The following is a 25,034-nucleotide window of genomic DNA, read 5'->3' as shown; positions in this document are numbered from 1 at the left end:
TAGTGTGATTCTCTTCACATATCGTTATTCCTTTTTACCTACGAAATAATCACGGAAGTCAAAAGAAATAACGAATATTAGAACAAGACAAAAATAATCTTGTGATTAAGCAACTTTAAAAGGATAGGTAAAGAAGAGTAGATGAGTCAGATTAAGCGCAAAATGAAATAGGGTTGCTACCCAAAGTTTACCACTCCACATCCATGCTAATCCGTAAATTATCCCTGCTAGCGACGCAAAGACAACAAGCAATAATCCACCTGCAAAATGTGCTAAGCCAAAAATAATCGCCGCAATAAATAAGGCAATATAAGGTGGAAGATAACGCGATAATAACTGTTGGATCGTACCTCGAAATAATGCTTCTTCCGCAAGTGAAACAAAAAAGAGATTTGCAAGAATAAATGCAGGCAACCAATTTGGTAAGTGGAGTTCAATGGCTAAACCACCAAGCGCTGTAGCAAGTAATAATAATGTTGGAACAGCAAGAATGAGTATTCCCCATTGACGGGTAGATGCTGGTTTTAGTGGTGAACGATTAAAAAGAGTTGGTATTAAAATAAGCAGAATAAAGGGCAACAAGGCTTTATCTGCATTGAAATAAAAAGAAAATGGAGCGCTATGTAGTCCTAGTGGTGTATGTGAAAGGTAACGAAGGTTATTAAAACCTGGAATAAAATGAAAAGCTAATGCAAAAGCAATTAAGAGTAGTGCTAGTGTAATTATCCAATGGATTAATTTTTGCTGCTGGTAACGATAATAAGCAATGGCTAACAGAATAGTGGCAACAATAATGGGAAGCGCTGGCCATGTTATGACACCTGTTAAAAAGGCGCTGATTGTCGTTATTGCTAAAGTAATAAGTGCAAGTGTGCGGTTGAACCCTAATAAAAGCAAAGCTAAAGCAAGAAGTAACCAAGTAATCATAATAAATTGTGTTTAAGAATAAAAAAGGGAGAGTAGGGTAAAAGATAGCACTGTTTTAAGCTATCACAATGAGTATAAAGCGAATGAGTAGAGAGTAATAAATTAGGAATTTATGCGGTAATAGATTGTTTTAATAGCAAAAAACTAACATCTTGATTTTTTGTCAAAAATTAAAACAAACGTTTAATTGATTTGGTGATAATGTTGATATGGCATCGAGTTAATTAAACAATACTTAGTGTGTTTATAGAAGCAGTCCCCATTGATGAGATAATGAGTACTGCTTTTTAATCAATAGTAAGAAACGTTATATAAACTACACGTAGAAATAGCGAATAACATGAAAGAAAATGGGGGCTGCAAAACAGAGTGAATCCATTCTGTCCATCATACCGCCATGACCTTCTATCATTGTGCCAAAGTCTTTTACACCACTGTCTCTTTTAATTGCTGACATACATAATCCACCCGCAAAACCCGCAAGCGTAATAACCAGTGAAAGTAAAAATGCCGCCCACCATGAGAATGGCGTAGCCCACCAGAGCATCATACCAATTAAGCTTGCCGAAATAATGCCACCGAAAAAGCCTTCTACAGTTTTATTTGGACTTAATTTTGGCACGATAGGATGTTTGCCAAAGAGTTTACCAAAGACGTATTGCAGTACATCAGAAACCTGAACCACGATCATCAAAAAGAGTAATAAATTAATATTACGGCCTTCAAAACCTTCTATTGGTAACATTAATAGGGCAGGGGCATAACTTAAGCAGTAAATAGCAATCATTACACTCCATTGTACTTTTGCCATGCGCTCTAAAAAGTGGTTGGTATCTCCAGAAAGTGCCATACGTGTTGGAATAAGTAAAAATGCATAAACCGGAATAAAAATAGCCATCAGGTTATACCATTGCACACCAACTAAAATATATTGAATAGGAAGAATAACGAAGAAACACCAGAAAAGGGCTTCGTGATCACCACGATGTGTAGGTGTTAGAGTAATTAGTTCACGTAATGCGAGCCAAGATATTAAAGTGAAAAGTACAACAGAACCAATTTGGCCAATTCCAATAGCAACAGCGGCAATTATACACATAACCCACCATGCGTTTATCCGCGAATTAAGATTAGCAATAGTGGAGGTTTTGCCTTTAATTGCCGCAAGAATAGCACCTGTAATACTCGCGATAATTAAGAAAGAGAAGAGCCCAATAAAAATCCATAATACTTCATTACTAATACGTTCCATTGTGTAACTCCTCTAGTGCAATTTTGGCTCTGATCAAAAATTCTTGCTTACTCTCTTCTTCGGTTGTTGATTCAATAGGTGCTCCAAAGAGAGCACTACAAATAACCGGTACGACTAAACGAGAGCCTTTAGGTAACACACGATTTAGATTTTCAAGGTAGATGGGCACAAGTTGTACATTCGGATTTTTACGAGATAAATGCCATAGACCCGCTTTAAAATCTTGAATAGATTCACCATTGCCCCGTGTTCCTTCCGGAAAAATAATCAAAGACTCACCTTTGTCTAATATTTTTTGCATTAACTCGAGTGCATTGACCTTATTTTGAGTGGGTGCTGACAGGTCATTATTAGTTGATGATTCTTTTGTTAATTCGACTTGTCCCTGACTTTCAGGGGGATATTCAGAAAAGGCCATTTTTGTTGCATGACGAGGGATCAGTACAGCCCTAAAAATTCGTCGTGATAAATAACGGCGCAGGCGGTTTTTATTCCAATAGTCTTCGGCAGCAACAGGGTGAACATAAGGACGAATATCTGGAGCTAGACAAGACCAAATAACCAGACCATCAAGATGGCTAGAATGATTGGCGTAATAAATACAAGGCGTATTATCGGCAATAGGGGAGGTTTGTTTAGCCCGTATTCCTGTTAAAAAACGACAAATAGAAACAAGAATAGATGAAACAATTTTTGCATCGAAAGAAAGCCTGCCATTTTTCATTAATCAGCACCTTGTGATAAATCCCGTAATATCCGACGGGTTCTGAAAATTGTGGTTAATGCAGCACCAAAGATAATTATCGATAATGCAATAAGAAATAACCATGCTCCCCAAATAATGGGCATAAATGCGGCAATGATAGCAATAAAAGTCAGTAACGCCATTCTATGTTGCTTTGCCATCGGACCTGTAAAACGTTGTTCTAATCCACAACTTCCACCTAACACACGAACATAAGCGGTCATAACCGAAAAGAACGCAGCAATCCAACCTAATGTAATAGCTATGGGAAAATGGGATGATAAACCATAACCTACACCAATAATAATTAGCGTGTCTGCTATTCTGTCTGGCAATTCATTATAAACGGCACCAACAGGGCTTTTCATGCCACCTTCAACGGCAACCATGCCATCTAAGAGGTTACATATAAGCCGGCCTTGGATCATTAAAGCACCGATGATAAACAAACTTGCACGAATGACGTAGTGAGTGTCTGAGAAGGCGAAGAATAGTGCAATACCTGCGAGTGCAGCGAAGAGAATACTAAACAGTGAGATGCCATTGGGGGTTGCACCTTTTTTTTGTAGCCAGCGACTACAAGTGGTTGCCCAGTAAGTTTGTCTTGCTTTAATAGGGCGGCGATTCTTATCTTGATTGTTCATTGTTATCTGTAAAAGGATATTATGGAAGTGACTAGGATAATTCTATTAGAGTCATAATAGAATAAGAATAAACGTATAAGTTTATCTAATATTTTTATGATACTAAATGAGATTTAATCGTAGTCATCAAATTAAGAGTAAAAAACTTATTAATAATGAATAGTTAATTTTGTAGGTGTTAGTACTTATCTCAAATTAAGGTGTTTTACTTATAGGTGTTACTCTTAAAGAGATAGTCTTTTTGTGCCTACCAATTAAGTATAGTTGATTAGATTTGTATTACAAAAATTAAAGTATAAAGAGAATGAATTTCTAAAATAGAAACCAATATAAAGAAAAATAGTTATTATTTTCCTTTTTTATATTATGTCAATAATAAAAAATAAATAATCTAAATTGGATTTTTCTGATAATAATCTATTGTTTAAGAGGCGTAGGTGTACATAAGCATGCTTCATTATAGCATAAAAAAGAGATTGCAATTTCATTTGTATTCTTTTTTAATCACTAATATTTTTCTTCGTGAAATAAGAAAAATAAATAAAGGAATGAGAATGAGGAGGATTATGTTTATTAAAAATGAAGTAATGAGTTGTATCAAAATAAATACTTTATCTAATCTTATATTGTCATTATTAAGAAAAATTTATTCTCGGTTATTAATAATAGCGATTGTGAAAATTTAATATACGATTGTTGTAATTTGAAATTAAACGAATATTAATGAAGGGGAGGCATCAAAATAAGATTGCCTTCCCTTCTATTTTAGAATGGATCCTAGTGTATGAATTATTCCCATATTCGGTTTTAATCATCAAAAATAGAATGTTTTTATAAGTACAGGCTACCCTCATTAATAGAAATTAATGAAGTTTAAACAGGCCGCAATGTTATCTCAGAGGATAATTAAAAACCTATTTATAAATAAAAATCCTGAATGATTAATTGGTTCTTAAGTCATATTTTCTAAAAAAAATCATACTCTTGAACTAATTGTGGTAGGGATCTTATTTTTAGCTTTGTATACATATTTGAGCGGTGAACTTCTACTGTTCGAGGAGAAAGAGAAAGTTTTTCTGCCGCTTCTTTACTGGTATTTCCGTCTAAGATCATTTCCATAACCTCTTTTTCTCTATTCGATAACTTACCAAATTTATCTTTTAAAGATATATATGTTCTAAATTGTTCTACTTCACTTTCATAATGAAGGAACGCTTCAGAGACAATATTAAGAAGCTCATTAACATTCAATGGTCTAGTTAAATATTCAAAAGCACCTGATTTAAATGCACTACGACAACTTTCAATGGCATTATCCCCAGAAATAATAATAACAGGGATGATGTTTTTCAGTTTATTTAGCTCTCTAATCAGTGCAATTGATGGAGATGCACTATTTTTAGTGTTAATAATGATGCATTCTTTATGTGCTCCTTTGGTTGATGAAAAATAATATTTTAAAAATGCTTGTTCTGTTGAATAAGTTTTCACATTAGCAGCTAATGAAGAAAGTACAGCTTTAAGTTGAACTTTTGTACTGTCATCTTCAAAAGTGATTAAGTGGATTATTGATTCCATATGTTGCTCCTGGTTTTATTCTGCTCTTAACTAAGAGTGAATGAGTAACTAAATCTGACTAATTTATAAGTTTTTTGTGTAGGGTGACATTCACGTAACGGAGCCATATTTAGAACATTTAAAATTAAAAATGATTAATACTTCTATATTATATTATAGATAAAATATCAGAACTTTGTTTTGTTTCAATATTTCTATTTTATAGATAAGATTATTTTATTTCTATAATGAGAATGCAGATAACTATTATTAATTGTAACTAAGTTTTTTAACGTAAGTGTTTTTAACTATATTAAACCCAATTAGTGCGTAAAGAATAATATGGCTAATTGTTTTTTGATGTTCAAATTAATTGAAATATTTAGTTACAATATCATTGAGCTGGTAGATCTTGCTCTTTACTTATTGTAAAATAGGCCAATTATTTAGTTAACTCTATTCATAAACCTATCGAGCCAATATTATGGCCTCACTGAAAGATGTCGCACGACTCGCATCCGTTTCTTTGATGACAGTCTCTAGAGCGATTAATAACCCTGAGTTATTAAAACCTGAAACATTAAAACAAGTTCAAAGCGCTATCGATGAACTAAACTATGTTCCAGATTATTCTGCTCGAAAAATTCGAGGCCAAGGTACCAAAGTGTCATCTATTGGTGTGCTTGCTATTGATACCGCGACAACACCATTTTCTGTTGAAATGATTTTGTCTATAGAGCAAACCGCACGAGAATTTGGTTGGAGCTCGTTTGTGGTCAATTTGACAGCTCAAGATTGTTATGAACGCGCTATATGGCAATTATTAGCACAAAGACCCGATGGCATTATCTATACAACAATGGGACTAAGAGAAATCTCTGTTCACGAAAAGTTGCGAGATAAAAATTTAGTGCTGGCAAACTGTTTAGATCTAGAACAGGCTTTTCCTACATATATTCCCGATGATTACCATGGACAGTATTTTGCGATAAAAAAAATTATCGAAAAAGGCTATCGTAATCCATTGTGTTTTTATATTCCTGAAGAATCTGTCGCAGGCCCAATTCGCCGTAAAGCCGTTGAAGATGCTTGGCACGATGCCGGATTACCGTTATCGTCATTGCGCCAATATACAATGTTGTATGGTGATGAGCATTATCGAGATATTATCGAGATATTAAAAAAACATTGCTCATACCAAAAAGCAGATTTTGATGTCTTAATTTGTGGTAATGACCGTATTGCCTTTTTGGCTTACCAAGTGCTGCTCTCTATGGGATTACAAATTCCTGAGCAAGTTGCGGTGTTGGGATTCGATAATATGATTGGTACTGGAGAGTTGTTTTATCCCCCTTTAACAACAGTACAGTTACCTCATTATGATTTAGGTAAAGAAGCGACTCTTCATATTATTCAGGCACGCAAACATCGCGATACCATTCAGCTGCCTTGTCATTTAGTCGAACGTGAATCCCTTTAAGGGACTCACGTTTTGTCGTTATATTATGAGCGCATCTTAAAAGTTAATTTATTTATTGATGCTATTTAGCGGCCAATACTCCCCTGAAATAAGTTGAGCACTTCCACTGGTTGCAAATAGTTGTAATTGACGATCATTATGATCAGCATAATATCGGCTACTAAAGGTTAGATCCCCTTGGTTTACAAAGATTTCAATAGATGATCGGTCAATGAAAATACGTAAGTTTATTTCACTACCTGCAGGTAAGGGTGCGCTTCGATAACCGCTAATGTCATATTGTGGATAGTGACGATTGATAATTAATCGATTAGATTGTTTATCAATAAATACCTCTAATCCTTTTCCTAGCCAAAGGCCAAATTTTTCTGCTTGGCTGTCTAACGACCATGTGAGATCTAATTCAACAGATTGAGCATTATCCATCAATTTAATTGATTGATTTATCAGGTTAATTGGCTGAATTGTGTTTTTTTCGCCACGTAAGCTTTCTAGCTCTTTTACTGGGAGCATACGTAAGCGATTTTGGCGTTTATCGAAAATAATTTCACGAGGTAGAGTAAAACAGCCTGCCCAAAACTCATTTTTTGATGGCATTGGCGAGTTCCACATATCCATCCAACCCATAGATACACGACGACCATCCGGCGTTTGAAATGATTGTGGTGCATAATAGTCATGCCCATTATCAAGTTCAAGAAAACCACCTCGTAAATCAAAAGTCTTTTCTGGTGACCATTTACCAATTAAAGAACCTGTCTGAAATTGGTTACGAAATTGATAGCCTTCAGCGTGTTTTCCTTGAGGCGAAAAAACCAATGCAAAATCATTTTCATTACTGATAGGGAAAAAATCAGGACATTCCCACATATAAACGTTTTTATCATCAGTTTTACCTAAAACGGTGTATTGCGTATTCCATTGATGACCTTCTTCAAACAGCGTTTCGCTGGAAAAAAGGAGGACTTGCCCTTGATCTTTCTCATCACGAGCACCTACAACCATCCACCATTTGCCTGCTTGATACCACACTTTAGGATCGCGAAAATGCATATAGCCTTCAGGTGGCGGCAAAACGATGCCTTTTTTCTCAAAATGAATACCATCTTCACTAACAGCAACACATTGAGCTTCATAAATTTGGCTATCATCGCCTTCTTCACCTAGCCAGTTGTGGCCGGTATAAAAAAGATAGAGTTTTCCTTCATGACTAATTGCAGAGCCAGAAAAACAGCCACTTTTGTCATAATCATCTCCAGGTGCAAGTGCAATAGGTTGATGTTGCCAATGGATCATATCGTTACTTGTGGCATGACCCCAATGCATTGGCCCCCAATGTTCGGAAAATGGGTGATGTTGATAAAATGCATGATATAAACCATCGTGATAAATAAGCCCATTAGGATCATTTAACCAACCAGCGGGAGGCGCTAAATGGAACGAGGGATAAAAATCATTGCCTCGTTTTTCAATTAAGGTTTTTAAAGCCGCGTGTGATTGTTCTAAACGTTGTTTCATATCATTATCCTTATCTTACTAAGCATCAGAGGTTATTTTGGTTATGCGCTAGTAAAAATTATCGCTTTTATTTTGTTATGTTAACGATAACATTTAATATTAAAAAATGGAGGAACAGCAGATTTACTTTATCATCTTACATTATTATGTTAACGTTATCAGTATTGATTTACGAGTAATATCTTCATTTTTTAGTTATCAACACTAATCAAAACAGAATATAGTGAATAAAAATAATTGCTTATCTTCAGGAGAGATTATGAAAGTCTGGTCTTTAGGTGATGCTGTTGTTGACTTAATCCCACTACAGAACATGCAATATGAAGCATGTGCAGGGGGAGCACCAGTAAATGTAGCTGCTGGAGTGGCAAAATTAGGTCAACAAAGTGGCTTTATTGGGCGTGTTGGTGAAGATGCCTTTGGCCACTTTATGCAAAAAACACTGTTTGATCTTGGTGTTGATACTAGTGCAATGGAATTTGATGAACTCCATCGAACCAGTACGGTTCTAGTGTCTTTGCAAGAGAATGGTGAGCGTGATTTTACGTTTTTAGTTGCAGAATCTGCCGACCAATTTTTAACTGATAAATCATTGCCAGTATTTGAAAAAGATATTTTGCATTTTTGCTCATTGGCATTGGTGAATCCTATTTGTCGAACCACGCTCGATAGCGCAATACAACAAGTTAAACAAAGCGAGTCACTACTGAGTTTTGATATTAATTTGCGTCCTCAGATGTGGCTAGATCATGAAGAGATGCGCGAGATTATTGATAATTATGCACATAAAGTGGATGTGTTGAAATTATCTGAAGATGAACTCACTTGGATGACGCAAGAAATTACCCTCAATAATGCGTTAAAAAAATTAGAAGAATACCCTGCGCGTTTAAAAGTGATTACCCAAGGCTCAAAAGGATGTTTGGTTCTTACACCGAATACACAAGTTGCGTTAAGCGCTTTTACGGTTGATTGTGTTGATACAACGGGTGCTGGCGATGCGTTTATGTCTGGTTTATTGGCCGCGGTTGCTGAATATGGTTTTGCTGAAGATGAGCAATATTTATCAAAAATTGTAACACAAGCAGCCGCTTGTGGCGCATTAGCAACAACGCAAAAAGGCGCTATTGCAGCGGCTCCTAGTCGTAAAGTATTGCGTGATTTTATTAGTAAGCAGCCACCGTTACATGTGCGCGATATTTTTTAAAAGATAATTTCACCTATTTTCTGGTCGTAGTTCTTTACTGTAGTTTTCTATTTACGGTTTTTAGTTATATTGATCTTCATTAATATTTTCTCGCAAAAGTATTAATGGAGATTTTTTTTTATTTTTTCATATGGTGTTGATTTGTTAAACCATTAATCAACGTACTGGATCATATTGTTTCTCTGGTTTTGGGCGTATAATAATTAGCTCTATTTACTTTTTATAAGGGAATGCTAAATGTGGGCTCAGTCGGGCGCGGTATTAGCCATCTTTTCTTATATTCTGTGGGGAATAACCCCTCTTTTTTATCGGCTTTTACCCGGAGCCCAACCATTAGAGATGTTGGCTCAACGTCTTATTTGGTCGATTCCTTTATTACTGCTTGTTCGTTTATTTATAAAAAATAGAACCCGTTGGCAAGCTGTTTTTCAAGATAAACGCTCCATTTTTATGTGTTTATTTAGCTCATTAGCGATGGCTGTATCGTGGTGTACATTCACATATGCCTTAACTCATCAACAAGTTTTAGAAGCCAGTTTGGGTTATTTTATTAATCCCTTATTTTCTATTTTATTAGGTGTGGTTTTCCTTAAAGAAAAATTGAATTCAGCAGAAAAAAGTGCGGTTGTTCTGATCTGTGCGGGTGTCGGTTATCAATTGTGGATGTATGGCGAATTACCCGTATTGGCTATTATAATGGGCGGTGCTTTTGCGGTTTATGGGTTGATTAGAAAGTTTATTCGCTTTGATATTATTACATCGCTATTTATTGAAACCTTATGGTTAATACCATTAGCTATAGGTGTCACCATCTGGTTATTTTCTCGAAATGAAAGTGCACTTTCTTCTGCTGATAATCTGACTCGTTTTTATTATATTTTAACGGCACCTGTGACTATTTTGCCGTTATTATTCTTCACTGCTGCAATCAAGCGCACGACATTAACCGTTATAGGTTTAGCACAATATATAGAACCCACTATTCAGTTTTTATTAGCGGTATTTTTATTTCATGAAGCGTTTGATGAAGTGAAAGGTGTGAGTTTTTCACTGATTTGGCTCGGATTATTGTGCTGCATTGTCGCGCTTATTCGCCGACGACTTAATTCATTAAAAATTTCAAAAGGCAAACGTAGCCAAAGTTTATAATTCTTTTTTTGTGATATCGCTATTTTTCTATCAAATAAAATCCGTTATGCTATGCAGAAGCAAACGTTTGCGTGTAATGGTTCTTATTGAATTGAGGATGAAAAATGACAGTGCTGGGTACGGCTCTTTGTGCAAGTGCAACAAAAGTAATGCTATTAGGCGCGGGTGAACTAGGTAAAGAAGTTGCTATAGAGTGCCAACGTTTAGGTATTGAAGTCATTGCGGTAGATCGCTATCCAAATGCACCCGCAATGCATGTTGCTCATCGTCATTATGTCGTTAATATGCTTGATAGCAAGGCATTAAAACAGGTTATTGAACAAGAAAATCCTGATTTTATTGTGCCTGAGATTGAAGCCATTGCGACCTCTTTACTGGTGGAGTTGGAGCAACAAGGACAAAAAGTGGTACCTTGTGCACGTGCTGTTAAATTAACGATGGATAGAGAGGGAATACGCCGTTTAGCCTCGGAAACGCTGCATTTACCTACATCAAACTATCAATTTGTTGATGATGAACCTGCATTTAGAGCTGCCGCTATTGAGATTGGCTTCCCTTGTATTATCAAACCAGTAATGAGCTCTTCAGGAAAAGGGCAAAGCATGATACGCAATGAAGATGACTTAACACAAGCATGGGCTTATTCGCAAGAAGGCGGGCGGTCTGGCAAAGGTAGAGTGATTGTCGAGAAGATGATCCCATTTGATTTTGAAATAACGTTGTTAACTATTCGCGCTATTGATGGGATTCATTTTTGTTCTCCTATTGGTCATCGTCAAGAAAAAGGTGATTACCGTGAATCATGGCAACCGCAAAAGATGAGTGATATCGCTTTAGCTAAAGCGCATCATATTGCTAGTCAAGTCATTGAGAATTTAGGTGGTTATGGTTTATTTGGTGTCGAATTATTTGTTCAAGGTGATGAAGTTTTCTTTAATGAAGTTTCACCTCGCCCACATGACACTGGATTAGTGACGCTGATTTCACAAGATCTTTCAGAATTTGCATTGCATGTTCGTGCTTTTTTAGGTTATCCGATAGGCGGGATCCGCCAGTTAGGTTGCTGCGCTTCTGCCGTTATTTTACCTACATTAGAGAGTACTAATTTGGTTTATTCGGGTATTGAAAAAGCATTGAAAACTAACCGACAAATTCGCCTCTTTGCAAAGCCTGAAATCGCGGGTAGCCGCCGCTTAGGCGTTGTATTAGCTCATGCTGATACTATTAAACATGCTCTTGATGAGGCCAAAGCAGGGGCTCAAGCCATTTCCGTAAATGATGCTATTGATTAAACGCATTGGTTGTTGATAACTATGTTCTCTTTTTTGCCGCTATTCATTGACGATATAGGTTCAGTTAGCGGTAAGAAACCCACATCAACAAAATAGTGTTTGGCATAAGGGGAGAGTATCTCTTGATATAAGCCATAGGCTTGAGCATCAATTAATGCAGCACAATAATGAGCCATTACGTTAAAAGGATTAGGTATAGTAAACACCATTAATTCAGGAAATTGGCTTAATATGTGTTGATAATGTTGATAACCAATAAAAAGATCGGCTTGTTGTGTGGTAATTAAATAATGTGCAGCCATTTTTCCGACTGGAATAGTAAGTGAATGCTTACCCCCAACTAATGGTATGGCACGCTGTTTTAATTGTTTACCTAAACTCGGATTAGTCTGTTCGATTTTTTCAAAAAGTTGCCAGCAATAGTCGCCAGAAGGGTCTGATTTTGGTGTGGATGTACCCAGTTTAAGTGCTGGATTTGCAAGTAATGAGAGCCAAGTATCATGTTCACTAACACAATCGCGATGAGCTGTAATGCATAGCTGATTGCCAATAAATGGCGCATATTGCAGTGCTATCCCTTTTTGGATTAGTTGTTGAGTATTATTTTCATCAGCAGATAAAAACAGATGACAAATTTCACCTTGCTCAATACGTTGACGTAATAAGCCCGCAGGGCCAAATGTAAGTGTCCACTCTTCTCCTGTTTTTTGGTGATATTGTTCGATAAAGGCTGGCAAAGTAGCCCGTAGGCTACCCGCTGCAAATAGTGAAAGTCCCATTGATCTACACCTTATTCTGCGCCTTGATATTGAGTGCGATAGAATTTTTGATACCAATCATTTGCTGCTTTTTGCATATCAATATCGTTAAATTTTTCGGGGTAAAGCTTTTTTGCCATCCATAATTCGCCAATTGCCATTGCTTCTGGCATAGGGTAGCCCCAGGCTTTCGCGTATTCTGGCATCAAATAAATACGATTATTTTTTACTGCACTAATAACCTGCCAACGAGTATCTTGTTTAATTTCATCTATAACTTGTGGATAGCGATCTTGAATAAAAATAACCTCTGGATCCCATGCAATAACTTGTTCTAAAGCAACTTGTTTATAGCCTTTTACACTAGACGCAGCGACATTTAGTGCACCAGCATGTTCCATCATTAATCCGGTATATTTTCCTGAGCCATAGGTTGTTAAATCTGGGTTTGCCATATAAGCACGAACGCGTTGCTCTTTGGGAATATCTTGTAAGCGCTGACTAACTTGCTGGCGTTGATCAAAAGTCGCGGCAATAAGTGCGTTAGCATTGTCTGATTTATTGACAATATCACCAATCAGCAAAATGCCTTCTTTCAAACCTTCGTTATAGGCTTGCTCTTCATTTAGCAAGGTAGGGTTAAGGTTTGATTTATCATCATTAGCTTCTTTGCGTAACGAAATCGCGACAACAGGAATACCAAGATTAGAGATTTTTTCGATCATCTCTTTAGGAGCATAGTTGGTAACAAAAACAACTTGAGGTTGTAATTTGACTAAGCTTTCAGCATCAAAACTGGTGAGATCACCTACCTTTGGCGTATTTTCTAACGATGGCGCTAGTTTTATATAGCCATCGCCAAGTTGTTGTTTCCAATTAGACATTACACCTATGATTTTATCACTAGCATCAAGCTGAATTAATAAATTAAGCGTTTGATGTTGTAAAACAACAGTTCTTTCAACATTATCAGGAATTGTGACTGTTCGGCCAATTTGATCCATAATTTGCCTCTCAGCATAAGAGAGAGTAGTAAGAGAAAATAAACCAAGACCCAATAAACAATGATGCAATAGCGATTTCATAATAATAAACCTGAGTTAATATCGTTGTATATTAAAATATACAGCAAGTATTATTTCAGCTCAATTTTTAATCCAGCTAACGTGATTAATGGTTTTTATCAGCTTAATTTTTTATTTATCCCTTGAAACTTACTTAAGTATCCCCACCTTTTAGTCATATCGATTTTTTCGCCAAATTAGGACAATTGAGGTAAAAATGAGTATGAAAGGTCAAGAAACAAGAGGATTTCAATCTGAAGTTAAGCAACTTCTGCAATTAATGATCCATTCTCTTTACTCCAATAAAGAAATTTTCCTTCGCGAACTGATTTCGAACGCATCGGATGCCGCTGATAAACTGCGTTTTCGTGCATTATCCGACGCTGCGTTATATGAAAATGAGGGTGAACTCCATGTTCGTATCGCTACAGATAAAGAAAAACGCACACTGACTATCAGTGATAATGGTATCGGGATGACTCGCGATGAAGTCATTGATAATTTAGGTACTATTGCAAAATCAGGCACTAAATCATTCTTAGAATCTATTGGTCAAGATCAAGCTAAAGATAGCCAACTGATTGGTCAGTTTGGTGTGGGTTTCTATTCTGCATTTATTGTTGCAGATAAAGTGACCGTTCGTACACGTGCAGCAGGCGAGCCTGCGGATAAAGGCGTTTTCTGGGAGTCTGCTGGCGAAGGCGACTACACGGTTGCAGATATTGAAAAAGCAGATCGTGGTACTGAAATTACTCTTCATTTACGTGAAGGTGAAGATGAATATTTAGATGATTGGCGTTTGCGCAGTATTATTAGCAAATATTCTGATCATATTTCTCTGCCCGTTGAAATTGAAACTAAAAATGAAGAAGACGGCACTGTAACTTGGGAAAAAATTAATAAAGCACAAGCATTATGGACACGTAATAAAGCTGAAGTCAGTGATGATGAATATAAAGAGTTTTATAAACATATTTCTCATGACTTTGCTGATCCGCTAAGTTGGGCTCATAACCGTGTTGAAGGTAAACAAGAGTACACCAGCCTGTTATATGTACCTTCTAAAGCACCTTGGGATTTATGGAATCGTGATCACCGCCACGGTTTAAAATTGTATGTACAGCGCGTCTTTATTATGGATGAAGCTGAACAGTTTATGCCTAATTACCTGCGTTTTATTCGTGGGCTAGTGGATTCCAATGATTTACCACTGAACGTTTCGCGTGAAATATTACAAGATAGCTCAGTAACGCGTAATTTACGTAGCGCATTAACTAAACGTGCATTACAAATGCTGCAGAAACTCGCAGACAATAACCCAGAAGAGTATCAATCATTCTGGAACGAGTTTGGCTTAGTATTAAAAGAAGGCCCAGCAGAAGATTCATCTAATATCGAAACGATTGCTAAATTATTACGTTTTGCTTCAACTCATAATGATAGTAATGCTCAAACCGTTTCATTAGCAGACTACGTAAGTCGTATGGTTGAAGGACAAGATAAAATCTATTACATCACGGCTGATAGCTATGCAGCGGCGAAAAATAGTCCTCATTTAGAGCTATTTCGTAAAAAAGGTATTGAAGTTCTTCTGTTATCAGACCGTATTGATGAATGGATGATGAACTATCTTACTGAGTTTGATGGTAAAACATTCCAATCTGTTAGCAAGGCCGATGAGTCATTAGATAAACTTGCTGATGAAGAAAAACAAGCAGAACAAGAAGAAACAGATAAACAATTAGCGCCGTTTGTTGAGCGAATTAAAACATTGCTGGGCGATAGAGTAAAAGAGGTTAAATTAACGCATCGTTTAACCGATACACCTGCCATTGTGACAACAAGTGCTGATGAAATGACCACACAAATGGCAAAACTCTTTGCAGCCGCAGGGCAAGATGTACCTGAAGTAAAATACAACTTTGAGCTCAATCCAAATCACCCATTAGTGAAACAAACAGCTGAATTAACCGATGAAGCACTATTTTCTGATTGGGTAAATTTACTGTTAGATCAGGCATTGTTCGCTGAACGTGGCTCATTAGAGGATCCAAACCAGTTTATTCGCTTGGTAAACCAACTGTTAGTCCAAAAAGCGTAACTGTTTTCGTTTTCAAACATTTAAACCACGTTTCTCTTCAAGAGAACGTGGTTTTTTTCCTTTACGATAAAAATAAAATGCAATCGCTACCGTGATTTCTTGAGCGATGACCTCACAAAATGGTATGGTAATGCGTTTTCGAGTTTAAATATAAAAAATTAAATGCAAGGGGATTTACGCGATGCGTATCATTCTGCTAGGCGCTCCAGGCGCTGGTAAAGGCACTCAGGCTCAATTCATTAAAGAAAACTATGGTATCCCACAGATTTCTACTGGTGATATGTTACGTGCTGCGGTTAGCGCAGGTACGGAATTAGGACTGAAAGCAAAAGAACTGATGGATAATGGTCAGTTAGTGACCGATGAATTAGTCATAGCGTTAGTAAAAGAGCGCATCAAACAAGACGATTGCCGTAATGGTTTCTTGTTGGATGGGTTCCCAAGAACAATTCCACAAGCTGATGCAATGAAAGAAGCGGGTATTGATGTTGATTTCGTTTTGGAGTTTGCTGTTCCTGATGAAATTATCGTTGATCGTATTATTGGACGCCGTGTTCATGCGCCATCAGGCCGTGTTTATCATATCAAGTTCAATCCACCTAAAGTAGAAAACCGCGATGATGTTACGGGTGAAGAATTAACTACACGTAAAGACGATCAGGAAGAAACGGTTCGTAAACGTCTAGTTGAATATCATACTCAAACAGCACCTTTAGTTTCTTATTATCAAAATGAAGCTAAAGCAAGCAAAGCGAAATACTACAAAATCGATGGTACTCAAAAAGTCAGCGAAATTAATGCTGAGCTGAAAAATATCCTCGGTTAATTCTGTCGTGCCTATATTAATCCCGGTTAATCCGGGATTTTTTTTATTTTAAGACCAGAAAAGAAAGACTGAGTGATCGATCCAATAAATTGACAAGCGAAATGCATTATTTTCCTTTATGCTTCTACTCTTTGGTTATCCTGATAAAAATAACTCTAAGGAGTCATAGTATGAATGATGCTAAGTATGGTGTTCTTTTGGTTAATCTCGGCACGCCTGATGCACCGACAACCGCTGCTGTTCGACGTTATTTAGCTCAATTTCTTAGCGATCCTCGTGTTGTCGATACCTCTCCTTGGATTTGGAAACCAATATTACATGGTGTGATTTTACCTTTCCGCTCTCCTAAAGTTGCAAAACTGTATCAACAAGTGTGGATGAGTGAAGGGTCTCCTCTTTTAGTTTATAGCCGTGCTCAACAACGTGCTTTAGCGCAGCGACTGCCTAATATTCCTGTTGAATTGGGGATGTGTTATGGCAATCCATCCCTCAATGAGGGAGTGACTAACTTATTGCAGCAAGGTGTTGAAAAAATTATTCTATTACCGCTTTATCCACAATATTCTTGTTCTACGTCGGCTGCGGTATTTGATGGTGTGAGTCATATTTTTAAAACAATGAGAACCATCCCATCGTTACATTTTATTCGTAGTTATGCTGATCATCCGCTTTATATCAACGCATTAGTGAGCTCAATTGAAAATAGTTTTAAGCAACATGGTAAACCAGATCGCTTAGTGCTCTCTTTTCATGGTATTCCAGAGCGTTTTATTAAAACGGGAGATATTTATTATGATGAGTGTTGTTTAACTACAGAAAAACTAAAAGCACAGTTAGATTATCCTGCTGAAAAAGTAATGCTGACGTTTCAATCTCGTTTTGGTCGTGAGCCATGGTTATCACCTTATACCGATAAAACAATGGAAAAATTAGGTAGTGAAGGCGTTGAACATGTTCAGGTGGTTTGCCCAGGTTTTTCTTCTGATTGTTTAGAAACATTAGAAGAAATTAATGAACAGAACAGAGAGTTCTTTATTCACGGTGGCGGGAAACAGTATGAATATATCCCTGCACTTAATGATAATTCAGCGCATATAGACCTGCTAGAAGCTATAATTCGTGGGATATGCAAAAAATAATCAATGAGTTCTGTAAATAAAATTATCGGATTAGATGATATATTCATTTGATCATAATTCAGTTATATATAAACTTATCTTTTCTCTTTTTTTAAGCATTTTAGCTATAATCACTAGAATTGCTGATAAACGGACACTGCATTACATAAATTTAGGCAGGAAAATGAATAGTAAGCTTTCAAAACCACAATCTTCAGAAATAGATAAAGGGCATTTCGACGATTTCTATCTAAAGCAGAATGATGAAATCGATCTTTTTGAACTATTTTCTGTTTTATATAAATCAAAATTCGTCATTATTGGTGTAACTCTATTATTTGCTATCGTTGGTTTTACGGTTGCCAGCTTTCTGCCACAAAAGTGGACCAGTCAGGCAGCAATTACTAAACCAATGCTAAATGAAATGAAACAGTTAACAAACACGCTGACTGAACTGAGTTTGGTTGATGTGGATACTGGCGTAAATGCGTCTTCTGTTTACCAAAAATTTATCAATAACTATAACTCCCGTGTATTACGTGAAGAGTTTTTAGTAAGTACTGATTATTATAAAAAATTATTAGCTAAAATTGAAAATCCAACACCATTGGATCAGCGTCGCTTAATCGAAGATATCGTAACAAAAGACATTTCATTAAAAGCGTCTGATGGTAAAGATAAAGATGATGAGTTCAGTGGTGAAATTAATTTAAGTTTTACTGCGCCAACTTCCGATGCAGCTTATGATTTGCTTTCAGGTTATATCCGCTTTATTTCTACTCAAGTAAGAATTGAAGTAAAAGACGAAATTGATGACCAAATTGAGCGTAAATTAAGTTTTGCACAAAAAGCATATGAAATGGATCTAGAACGTATTGCTAATGCGCGTAATATCACGGTTCAACGTTTAAAATATGCGCTAGAAATTGCTAACGCTGCTGGAGTTAAAAAGCCAATTTCAAGTGAAGGTGCGCAAATTAAAGATGATCCAGATTACTCTATTGCTATGGGTTCTGATGCACTGAGCAGTAAATTAACCATCACTGAGTCAATTAAAGATCCAACAACAATAAGCGCTGAACTGAAAAACCGTTTATATAATATTCAGCAATTAGAAAAGGTAAAATTAGATGAACTTCAATTTGTACCTTTTAAATATATGATGAAGCCTTATGAACCAACTAAAAAAGATGCTCCTAAACGTGCGCTGATTTTAGTCGGTGCTGCATTTGTCGGTTTTATCCTTTCTGTTATGGCTGTTTTATTGGGTTATATGGTAAGAAGTCGTCGCAAAACAGCATAAAAATATCCTCAAATAAGTAGGTGTACTGACGTACACCTACTGTCTCTACAATAATATTGTGTTAACATTGCGCATCTTTTTTAGCTGTGTAGCATCGTTCACAATGAAATTCCCTGGCAAACGAAAATCCAAACACTATTTTCCCGTTAGTTTACGTGATCCTTTATTACAACCGATCATTAATATGGCTGATAGCGAATCGTCACGCGCTTACATTGTTGGTATTGACCAAACCTTGGTTGATATTGAAGCCAAAGTCGATGAAGAGTTTATCCATCGTTATAACTTGAGTCAGGGACACTCTCTTGTTATCGAAGACGATATCGCGGAAGCGCTTTATCGTGAATTAACTGACAAAAATTTAATCACCCACGAATTTGCTGGTGGAACAATAGGAAATACGTTACATAACTATTCTGTACTTGCCGACGACCGCTCTGTGTTGTTGGGTACGATGTGTAATAATATTCAAATTGGTAGCTATGCTTATCGTTATTTATGTAACACTTCAAGCCGTACTGATCTTAACTATTTGCAAGGTGTTGATGGTGCTATTGGGCGCTGTTTCACGTTGATCACTGAAAATGGTGAACGTACTTTTGCGATTAGCCCAGGCCAAATGAATCAGTTAAAACCAGAAAGTATTCCTGAAGACGTTATTGCAGAAGCTTCAGCGTTGGTTTTAACGGCTTATTTAGTTCGTTGTAAACCGGGTGAACCAATGCCTTTAGCAACCATGAAGGCCATCGAATATGCAAAAAAATACGATGTTCCTGTGGTATTAACCTTAGGGACTAAATATGTCATTGCTGACGATCCTCAATGGTGGCGTGATTTCTTAAAAGAACATGTATCTGTTGTAGCAATGAATGAAGATGAGGCTTTTGAATTAACAGGGCATGCTGACCCATTATTGGCTTCAGATGTAGCATTAGAGTGGGTTGATTTAGTGCTTTGTACAGCAGGTCCAGCTGGACTTTATATGGGCGGTTATACTGAGCATGATTTTAAACGTCTAACCACTCATCCATTGTTACCAGGTGCGATAGCTGAATTTAATCGTTATGAATTTAGCCGTGCTATGCGTCGTAAAGACTGTGAGGCGCCAGAAAAGGTTTATTCTCATATCGAACCTTATATGGGTGGCCCTGAAAAAATTATGAATACCAATGGTGCAGGAGATGCGGCATTATCGGCGTTATTACATGATATTACAGCGAATAGCTATCATCGGGTGAATGTGCCTAATTCAAGCAAGCATCCACGAGCTTATCTAACTTACTCTTCATTAGCACAAGTGTGTAAATATGCTAATAGAGTGAGCTATCAAGTATTAAGTCAGCACTCACCACGTTTAACGCGTGGTTTGCCTGAAAAAGAAGATAGTTTAGAAGAAGCATACTGGGAACGCTAAGCGTTATTTCAATATTTCCTTTATTGATGATACCAAAAATACACAAGAATAATTAATCAAATCTATTGGTTGGTTATCTTGTGTATTTTTATATCACTGACTACAGTTATAAAGACTTAATAAAGGGGAATATAGATGCACAAGAGTACGGTTGTTTTATTTTTAGCTTTGTTTTCTGCTGGAGCATGTGCTGATAATATTTATTTAAAGAATGGCGATCAAATATCTGGTGCTATTTCTATTATTGATAGTAATAAAATTCTTGTTAAAACAGATTATGCTGGAGAAATAAGAATTAGCCTTGATGATGTTAAATCTTTCACCGTCAATACGCCATCTCTGATTAAAAATGAAACGTTTTCAAAATGGACATCAATAAATTCAATTGAGCGTTCATCTGATGGAGAAATTACATTAATAACAGATAAGAATAAAGAAAGTGTGCCACTCACTAGCTCTCTCGTCTTAAGTAAAAGTAAGATAGATAACAAATTAAGTGAATTATCAAGAGAGAATAAAATAACAGGAAGTTTGAATGCTGGAGCCGCTTATAATAAAGGTTCTTCTACCAATGAAAAATATTCGATAGATGGAAATATCAATATTGCTAATGATGTATGGCGCCAAAATCTTACAGGTGCGATGTTACGTAATAAAGATGATAGTAATGTTAGTACTTATTACTATAATTTAGGCTATGATCTTGACCGTTTTATTAACCCTTATTTTTTCTGGCGTGGTTATGTAAGTTATCAACATGATTGGGTTGAAGATATTAAAGAAAAAACGGGTGTTGGTACAGGTCCTGGTTGGCAAGTATGGAATGATGAATTAAGCTCATTATCTTTTACCACCTTATTAAGTTACCAAAACTTAAAATATCGCCATGATGGTAATGCTAATTATCTCCAAGGTGCATTAGGTTGGGATTATAACCAATATCTTTTTGCTAAAAAAGTAACTGCTTATACTAAAGGGCGTATTGGTCGTAGTTTTGATAATGATGTGAGTCTTGATCTAAACGCTAAAATTGGTCTTATGTATAACCTCACGGAGAGCATTAATCTTAATGCAAATATCGTGAAAGAGAAGATCAAAGGTGAGAGAGCGGATTCGAGTAATACCAATTATACTTTTGGTGTCGGTTATCGCTGGTAATAAAAGCGGCTTATTTCATTGCTATAAATAATAAAAAAGCAACACCTCAAATAAATTAGGCGTTGCTTTTTTCGTTATCTTAGTAATAAGGTTGTATTATTGCCCAGCACTTGGCGCAATAATTTGTTGACCATTTTCAGGTGTATCATCAATAGCACAACCAAATTCAACTTCTTTAATGAGCATTTCAGCCATCGCGGTTGCAGTCTGGTCTTCATCAATAATTACGTGATTTGCGCCTTTTTCGAGAATAAAAGAGGCCTCTTCGTCGTAGTTAGCTCGAACAATAATATCGTCAAAGTGAGCACGAACAATGATATTTAAATCAGGGTTCATACTTCTTGCTGTTTCTGCGATATCAGCAGCTTCATATCCATTAGGAATTGTGAGTAAAAGCGATTTTGCGCAATCGATGCGTGCTAATGCAAGAGAATCTTTAGTCGAGGCATTACCAAGCACTGTATTGAATGCTTTCTCTTTTAATTCAGCAAATTTATTACGGCTATTTTCAATAATCACTAATGGGATTGATTGAGCTAAGAGTTTTTCTGACAACATGCTTCCTGCTCGGCCATAACCAACAATAATGGCATGACCACAAATATCAACAGGAACTGGCATTTCCTCTTCTAACTCTTCTTGTTGCTGTTGTTCCATTTCTTCTTTCGTTTCGGTTTTCGCTAAATAACGATCCAATAAAGTGAATAGAACAGGGTTTAGCATAATAGAAACTAATGCACCAGCAAGAACAAGGTTTCTCGCATCAGGTTCTAATACATTGAGCGCAACACCAAGACCTGCAAGAATAAAAGCAAACTCACCTATTTGAGCTAGGCTTGCTGATATCGTTAATGCGGTTCGCCGAGAATGACCAAACATTCGCACTAAGACTAAAGCAGCGGCAGATTTACCTATAATAATGATGGCGAGTGTCGCCAAAATACCTAATGGATGCTCAATTAATACCATTGGATCAAAAAGCATACCGACAGAAACAAAGAACAATACGGCAAAAGCATCACGTAACGGTAGGGTGTCTTGTGCTGCTCGATGACTTAAGTCTGACTCATTAAGTACCATTCCCGCAAAGAATGCGCCTAAGGCAAATGAGGCATCAAATAGCGTTACTGCCGCATAAGCGATACCTAAAGCCAGAGCTAATACACAAAGGGTAAATAGTTCACGCGAACCCGTGGCGGCCGTTTTTGCTAAAATCCAAGGGATCAGCTTACGTCCTACAACCATCATGATTAATATAAAGGCGACAACTTTACCTATCGTGATACCTAAATTAATCATTAATTGTGAAACGCTAGTTTGATCGTTGCTCTCTATCATATTGGCAGCCGCAGGTAGTAGAACAAGCGCCAAAACCATAGCTAAATCTTCAACAATTAACCAGCCTATTGCTATTTGCCCACGCTGGCTATCGATTAACCCTCGTTCTTCAAGTGCACGTAAAAGTACCACGGTACTTGCAGTTGAAAGACACAAACCAAATACAATGCCACTGAATAGACCCCAGCCAAAAAATGCTGATAATCCCAATCCTAATAATGTCGCGACGGCAATTTGTGCAATAGCACCGGGGATCGCAATGGCTTTTACTGCCATAAGATCTTTTAATGAGAAGTGTAAACCAACGCCAAACATTAAGAGAATAACGCCAATTTCGGCGAGTTCAGGAGCAAGAGAGGTATCAGCAACAAAGCCTGGAGTAAATGGGCCAGCGAGTACACCCGCAGCAAGATATCCTACTAAAGGTGAGATTTTTAGCCGTTGAGCAATCATGCCTAAAATATAAGCAAGTGCTAATCCACCAACAATGGTGGTAATAAGGGGTGTTGAATGCGGCATCAATTCTCCTTCTTTTTATAAAACTATATTTAGGGGGGCAAGTGGTACAGCAGGTGAATAGTTTAACGTATTTATGCAATAAATTCGCTAAAAATTATTGATTATTTATAAAAATAGCAAGTTGATTGATTTTTCTGACGCAAATGCGTGTTTTTATGTTATTTTAATAAGTCGTCTTGTTTAAGGCTAGTTTATCCCTGTCGCGACTTTATTACAGCAACAAGGATAATCGCAGACTATTTGGTTTTATCTACCCCAATGTTAGGTAGAAGAATTGTGAAAATGCCAAGTAGAGGCAAATAAGCACAAATATGATAGACATATTCAATACTTTTCTGATCTGCTATGTAACCTAGCACTGCGGCACCAATACCTCCCATCCCAAATGCAAGACCAAAGAAAAGCCCAGAAACCATGCCTGTTTTACCTGGGATCAACTCTTGAGCGTAAACTAAGATAGCAGAAAATGCTGAAGCTAAAATTACACCAATAAAGACAGTTAAAATGCCGGTCCAATAAAGATTGGCATAAGGCAGTAGTAAGGTAAAAGGTGCAACACCAAGAATAGATCCCCAAATAACATATTTTCTGCCTATTTTATCCCCAACAGGCCCACCAATCATGGTGCCTGCTGCAACAGCAAAAAGAAAAACAAACAGGTGAATTTGGGCGTTTTGAACAGAAACACCAAACTTGTGTATTAAGTAAAAAGTATAGTAGCTGCTGATACTCGCGAGATAAAAATATTTAGAAAAAATAAGAATAAGTAAAATAGCTAATGATCCGAATAATGCTTTACGAGGTAAAACAGCATGAGTTTGTATTGTTCGTGGTTGTTTTTTCTGAGCTTCTTGCTGAATTTTATACCAGCGGCTAACTTGTAAAAGCACTACAATGGCTAACAATGCAGCAAAAGAGAACCAACCGACATTGCCTTTACCATAAGGTGCAATAATCAGTGCAGCAAGTAGTGGCCCTAATGAGCTTCCTAAATTGCCTCCAACTTGGAAAAGGGATTGAGCCAGGCCGTGCCTTCCTCCTGATGCCATTCTAGCAACGCGTGATGATTCAGGATGAAAAACAGAAGACCCCGTGCCGACTAATCCAGCGGCAAGCAACAACATGGGGAAGGTATTAGCAAAGGCTAATAAAATAAGTCCTGTAAGTGTAAATCCCATGCCTATAGGTAATGAATAGGGTTTTGGATATTTATCAGTATAAAGGCCAATAAAAGGTTGTAGTAGCGATGCTGTGATTTGATAGGTCAGTGTTATCATGCCAATTTGCACAAAACTCAGTGAAAACTCAGATTGCAACATCGGATAAATCGCCAAAATCAATGATTGGATCATATCATTAAGCAGATGCGAAAAGCTGATAGCGGTTAAGATAGTAAATACTGTATTCCGCTTGTTGGCTTTTTGCTGCAAAACTTTGGGATCTTCAGATTGAAGAGTGGAATCTGTATTGCTCATTTCATTTCCCTGTCACATCTATTTGTTAATGAATTGTTTCTATTTTTATTAATCTAGTTTACATCTATTTCTAAAACAGTACTTTTCTAAGAAATAGAGTTTGATTCATGTCTCAAAAAAACTATTGAAACAATGAAATAATAAAAAAATTATATAACCTACGTCATAAAATACAGCAAAAGTATTTAA

General features: G+C 36.8%; 20 protein-coding genes. 10 read left to right on the top strand and 10 right to left on the bottom strand.

The annotated features are described in order from the left end of the window. Positions 1-105: 105 nt before the first annotated feature. The 5 genes from M997_RS14915 to M997_RS14895 form a co-directional block, all read right to left on the bottom strand. Complete coding sequence (locus M997_RS14915; RefSeq protein ID WP_064720903.1) at positions 106-927, bottom strand: CPBP family intramembrane glutamic endopeptidase; 822 nt, start codon at positions 925-927, stop codon at positions 106-108. Positions 928-1,243: 316 nt separating this feature from the next. Further along, positions 1,244-2,179, bottom strand: coding sequence for a phosphatidate cytidylyltransferase (locus M997_RS14910; RefSeq protein WP_064720902.1), 936 nt, complete (start codon positions 2,177-2,179; stop codon positions 1,244-1,246). Further along, entirely contained in the window at positions 2,166-2,903 is a 738-nt protein-coding gene (locus M997_RS14905; protein WP_064720901.1) for a lysophospholipid acyltransferase family protein, read from the bottom strand. The genes M997_RS14910 and M997_RS14905 overlap by 14 nt, the downstream gene beginning before the upstream one ends. After that, complete coding sequence (locus tag M997_RS14900) at positions 2,903-3,568, bottom strand: CDP-alcohol phosphatidyltransferase family protein (protein WP_064720900.1); 666 nt, start codon at positions 3,566-3,568, stop codon at positions 2,903-2,905. The genes M997_RS14905 and M997_RS14900 overlap by 1 nt, the downstream gene beginning before the upstream one ends. Positions 3,569-4,534: 966 nt before the next feature. Next, positions 4,535-5,146, bottom strand: a complete 612-nt coding sequence (locus tag M997_RS14895; protein ID WP_064720899.1) for a response regulator transcription factor — start codon at positions 5,144-5,146, stop codon at positions 4,535-4,537. Positions 5,147-5,609: 463 nt separating this feature from the next. Between M997_RS14895 and M997_RS14890 the strand changes: the two genes are divergently transcribed. Next, positions 5,610-6,605, top strand: a complete 996-nt coding sequence (locus M997_RS14890; RefSeq protein WP_064720898.1) for a LacI family DNA-binding transcriptional regulator — start codon at positions 5,610-5,612, stop codon at positions 6,603-6,605. Between the two features lie 48 nt (positions 6,606-6,653). Here the strand turns inward: M997_RS14890 and M997_RS14885 are convergent, their stop codons facing one another. Next, entirely contained in the window at positions 6,654-8,123 is a 1,470-nt protein-coding gene (locus tag M997_RS14885; RefSeq protein ID WP_064720897.1) for a glycoside hydrolase family 32 protein, read from the bottom strand. A gap of 259 nt (positions 8,124-8,382) precedes the next feature. Here M997_RS14885 and M997_RS14880 point away from each other — a divergent pair, with 259 nt between their 5' ends. The 3 genes from M997_RS14880 (at position 8,383) to purT (ending at position 11,771) form a co-directional block, all read left to right on the top strand. After that, positions 8,383-9,330: an aminoimidazole riboside kinase gene (locus M997_RS14880; protein ID WP_064720896.1), complete on the top strand. Its 948-nt coding sequence runs from the start codon at positions 8,383-8,385 to the stop codon at positions 9,328-9,330. Between the two features lie 237 nt (positions 9,331-9,567). Continuing rightward, positions 9,568-10,479: an EamA family transporter RarD gene (rarD, locus tag M997_RS14875; protein WP_064720895.1), complete on the top strand. Its 912-nt coding sequence runs from the start codon at positions 9,568-9,570 to the stop codon at positions 10,477-10,479. A 104-nt stretch (positions 10,480-10,583) separates the two neighbouring features. Then, positions 10,584-11,771, top strand: coding sequence for a formate-dependent phosphoribosylglycinamide formyltransferase (gene purT / locus M997_RS14870; protein ID WP_064720894.1), 1,188 nt, complete (start codon positions 10,584-10,586; stop codon positions 11,769-11,771). Here the strand turns inward: purT and M997_RS14865 are convergent. Continuing rightward, entirely contained in the window at positions 11,768-12,550 is a 783-nt protein-coding gene (locus M997_RS14865; RefSeq protein WP_064720893.1) for a substrate-binding domain-containing protein, read from the bottom strand. The genes purT and M997_RS14865 overlap by 4 nt on opposite strands. Positions 12,551-12,561: 11 nt before the next feature. Continuing rightward, a complete protein-coding gene (locus tag M997_RS14860) occupies positions 12,562-13,614 on the bottom strand; it encodes an ABC transporter substrate-binding protein (RefSeq protein WP_064720892.1) in 1,053 nt (350 codons plus the stop codon). Positions 13,615-13,816: 202 nt separating this feature from the next. Here M997_RS14860 and htpG point away from each other — a divergent pair, with 202 nt between their 5' ends. The 6 genes from htpG (at position 13,817) to M997_RS14830 (ending at position 21,513) form a co-directional block, all read left to right on the top strand. Beyond that, the gene (htpG, locus tag M997_RS14855; RefSeq protein ID WP_192876384.1) at positions 13,817-15,694 is read left to right on the top strand and encodes a molecular chaperone HtpG; all 1,878 of its coding nucleotides are present in this window, start codon (positions 13,817-13,819) and stop codon (positions 15,692-15,694) included. Positions 15,695-15,875: 181 nt separating this feature from the next. Continuing rightward, the gene (adk, locus tag M997_RS14850; protein WP_064720890.1) at positions 15,876-16,520 is read left to right on the top strand and encodes an adenylate kinase; all 645 of its coding nucleotides are present in this window, start codon (positions 15,876-15,878) and stop codon (positions 16,518-16,520) included. Between the two features lie 170 nt (positions 16,521-16,690). Beyond that, a complete protein-coding gene (gene hemH, locus M997_RS14845) occupies positions 16,691-17,659 on the top strand; it encodes a ferrochelatase (protein WP_064720889.1) in 969 nt (322 codons plus the stop codon). A gap of 163 nt (positions 17,660-17,822) precedes the next feature. Further along, positions 17,823-18,941 carry an LPS O-antigen length regulator Wzz(fepE) gene (gene wzz(fepE), locus M997_RS14840; RefSeq protein ID WP_064720888.1) on the top strand — a complete coding sequence of 373 codons (1,119 nt, stop codon included), beginning with the start codon at positions 17,823-17,825 and terminating at the stop codon, positions 18,939-18,941. A gap of 103 nt (positions 18,942-19,044) precedes the next feature. Then, entirely contained in the window at positions 19,045-20,355 is a 1,311-nt protein-coding gene (locus M997_RS14835) for an inosine/guanosine kinase (RefSeq protein ID WP_064720887.1), read from the top strand. A 135-nt stretch (positions 20,356-20,490) separates the two neighbouring features. Beyond that, entirely contained in the window at positions 20,491-21,513 is a 1,023-nt protein-coding gene (locus tag M997_RS14830) for a DUF481 domain-containing protein (protein ID WP_064720886.1), read from the top strand. A 96-nt stretch (positions 21,514-21,609) separates the two neighbouring features. Here M997_RS14830 and ybaL read toward each other — a convergent pair whose 3' ends face one another. Next, positions 21,610-23,370 (bottom strand): YbaL family putative K(+) efflux transporter, encoded by a 1,761-nt coding sequence (gene ybaL, locus M997_RS14825; protein ID WP_064720885.1) that lies wholly within the window; start codon positions 23,368-23,370, stop codon positions 21,610-21,612. A gap of 236 nt (positions 23,371-23,606) precedes the next feature. Beyond that, positions 23,607-24,845, bottom strand: a complete 1,239-nt coding sequence (locus M997_RS14820) for an MFS transporter (protein WP_082918454.1) — start codon at positions 24,843-24,845, stop codon at positions 23,607-23,609. Positions 24,846-25,034: the final 189 nt, after the last annotated feature.

Source organism: Proteus hauseri ATCC 700826, assembly GCF_001654965.1.
In the GTDB taxonomy this organism is placed as follows: Bacteria; Pseudomonadota; Gammaproteobacteria; order Enterobacterales; family Enterobacteriaceae; genus Proteus; species Proteus hauseri.
Note: the sequence above shows the minus strand (reverse complement) of the source record. Positions and strands in the feature narration are given on the sequence as shown.

What these genes read in the sequence shown, in the direction of transcription:
- M997_RS14915 (WP_064720903.1), bottom strand. Translation starts at nt 927, where the DNA reads ATGATTACTTGGTTACTTCTTGCTTTAGCTTTGCTTTTATTAGGGTTC.
- M997_RS14910 (WP_064720902.1), bottom strand. Translation starts at nt 2,179, where the DNA reads ATGGAACGTATTAGTAATGAAGTATTATGGATTTTTATTGGGCTCTTC.
- M997_RS14905 (WP_064720901.1), bottom strand. Translation starts at nt 2,903, where the DNA reads ATGAAAAATGGCAGGCTTTCTTTCGATGCAAAAATTGTTTCATCTATT.
- M997_RS14900 (WP_064720900.1), bottom strand. Translation starts at nt 3,568, where the DNA reads ATGAACAATCAAGATAAGAATCGCCGCCCTATTAAAGCAAGACAAACT.
- M997_RS14895 (WP_064720899.1), bottom strand. Translation starts at nt 5,146, where the DNA reads ATGGAATCAATAATCCACTTAATCACTTTTGAAGATGACAGTACAAAA.
- M997_RS14890 (WP_064720898.1), top strand. Translation starts at nt 5,610, where the DNA reads ATGGCCTCACTGAAAGATGTCGCACGACTCGCATCCGTTTCTTTGATG.
- M997_RS14885 (WP_064720897.1), bottom strand. Translation starts at nt 8,123, where the DNA reads ATGAAACAACGTTTAGAACAATCACACGCGGCTTTAAAAACCTTAATT.
- M997_RS14880 (WP_064720896.1), top strand. Translation starts at nt 8,383, where the DNA reads ATGAAAGTCTGGTCTTTAGGTGATGCTGTTGTTGACTTAATCCCACTA.
- rarD (WP_064720895.1), top strand. Translation starts at nt 9,568, where the DNA reads ATGTGGGCTCAGTCGGGCGCGGTATTAGCCATCTTTTCTTATATTCTG.
- purT (WP_064720894.1), top strand. Translation starts at nt 10,584, where the DNA reads ATGACAGTGCTGGGTACGGCTCTTTGTGCAAGTGCAACAAAAGTAATG.
- M997_RS14865 (WP_064720893.1), bottom strand. Translation starts at nt 12,550, where the DNA reads ATGGGACTTTCACTATTTGCAGCGGGTAGCCTACGGGCTACTTTGCCA.
- M997_RS14860 (WP_064720892.1), bottom strand. Translation starts at nt 13,614, where the DNA reads ATGAAATCGCTATTGCATCATTGTTTATTGGGTCTTGGTTTATTTTCT.
- htpG (WP_192876384.1), top strand. Translation starts at nt 13,817, where the DNA reads ATGAAAGGTCAAGAAACAAGAGGATTTCAATCTGAAGTTAAGCAACTT.
- adk (WP_064720890.1), top strand. Translation starts at nt 15,876, where the DNA reads ATGCGTATCATTCTGCTAGGCGCTCCAGGCGCTGGTAAAGGCACTCAG.
- hemH (WP_064720889.1), top strand. Translation starts at nt 16,691, where the DNA reads ATGAATGATGCTAAGTATGGTGTTCTTTTGGTTAATCTCGGCACGCCT.
- M997_RS14835 (WP_064720887.1), top strand. Translation starts at nt 19,045, where the DNA reads ATGAAATTCCCTGGCAAACGAAAATCCAAACACTATTTTCCCGTTAGT.
- M997_RS14830 (WP_064720886.1), top strand. Translation starts at nt 20,491, where the DNA reads ATGCACAAGAGTACGGTTGTTTTATTTTTAGCTTTGTTTTCTGCTGGA.
- ybaL (WP_064720885.1), bottom strand. Translation starts at nt 23,370, where the DNA reads ATGCCGCATTCAACACCCCTTATTACCACCATTGTTGGTGGATTAGCA.
- M997_RS14820 (WP_082918454.1), bottom strand. Translation starts at nt 24,845, where the DNA reads ATGAGCAATACAGATTCCACTCTTCAATCTGAAGATCCCAAAGTTTTG.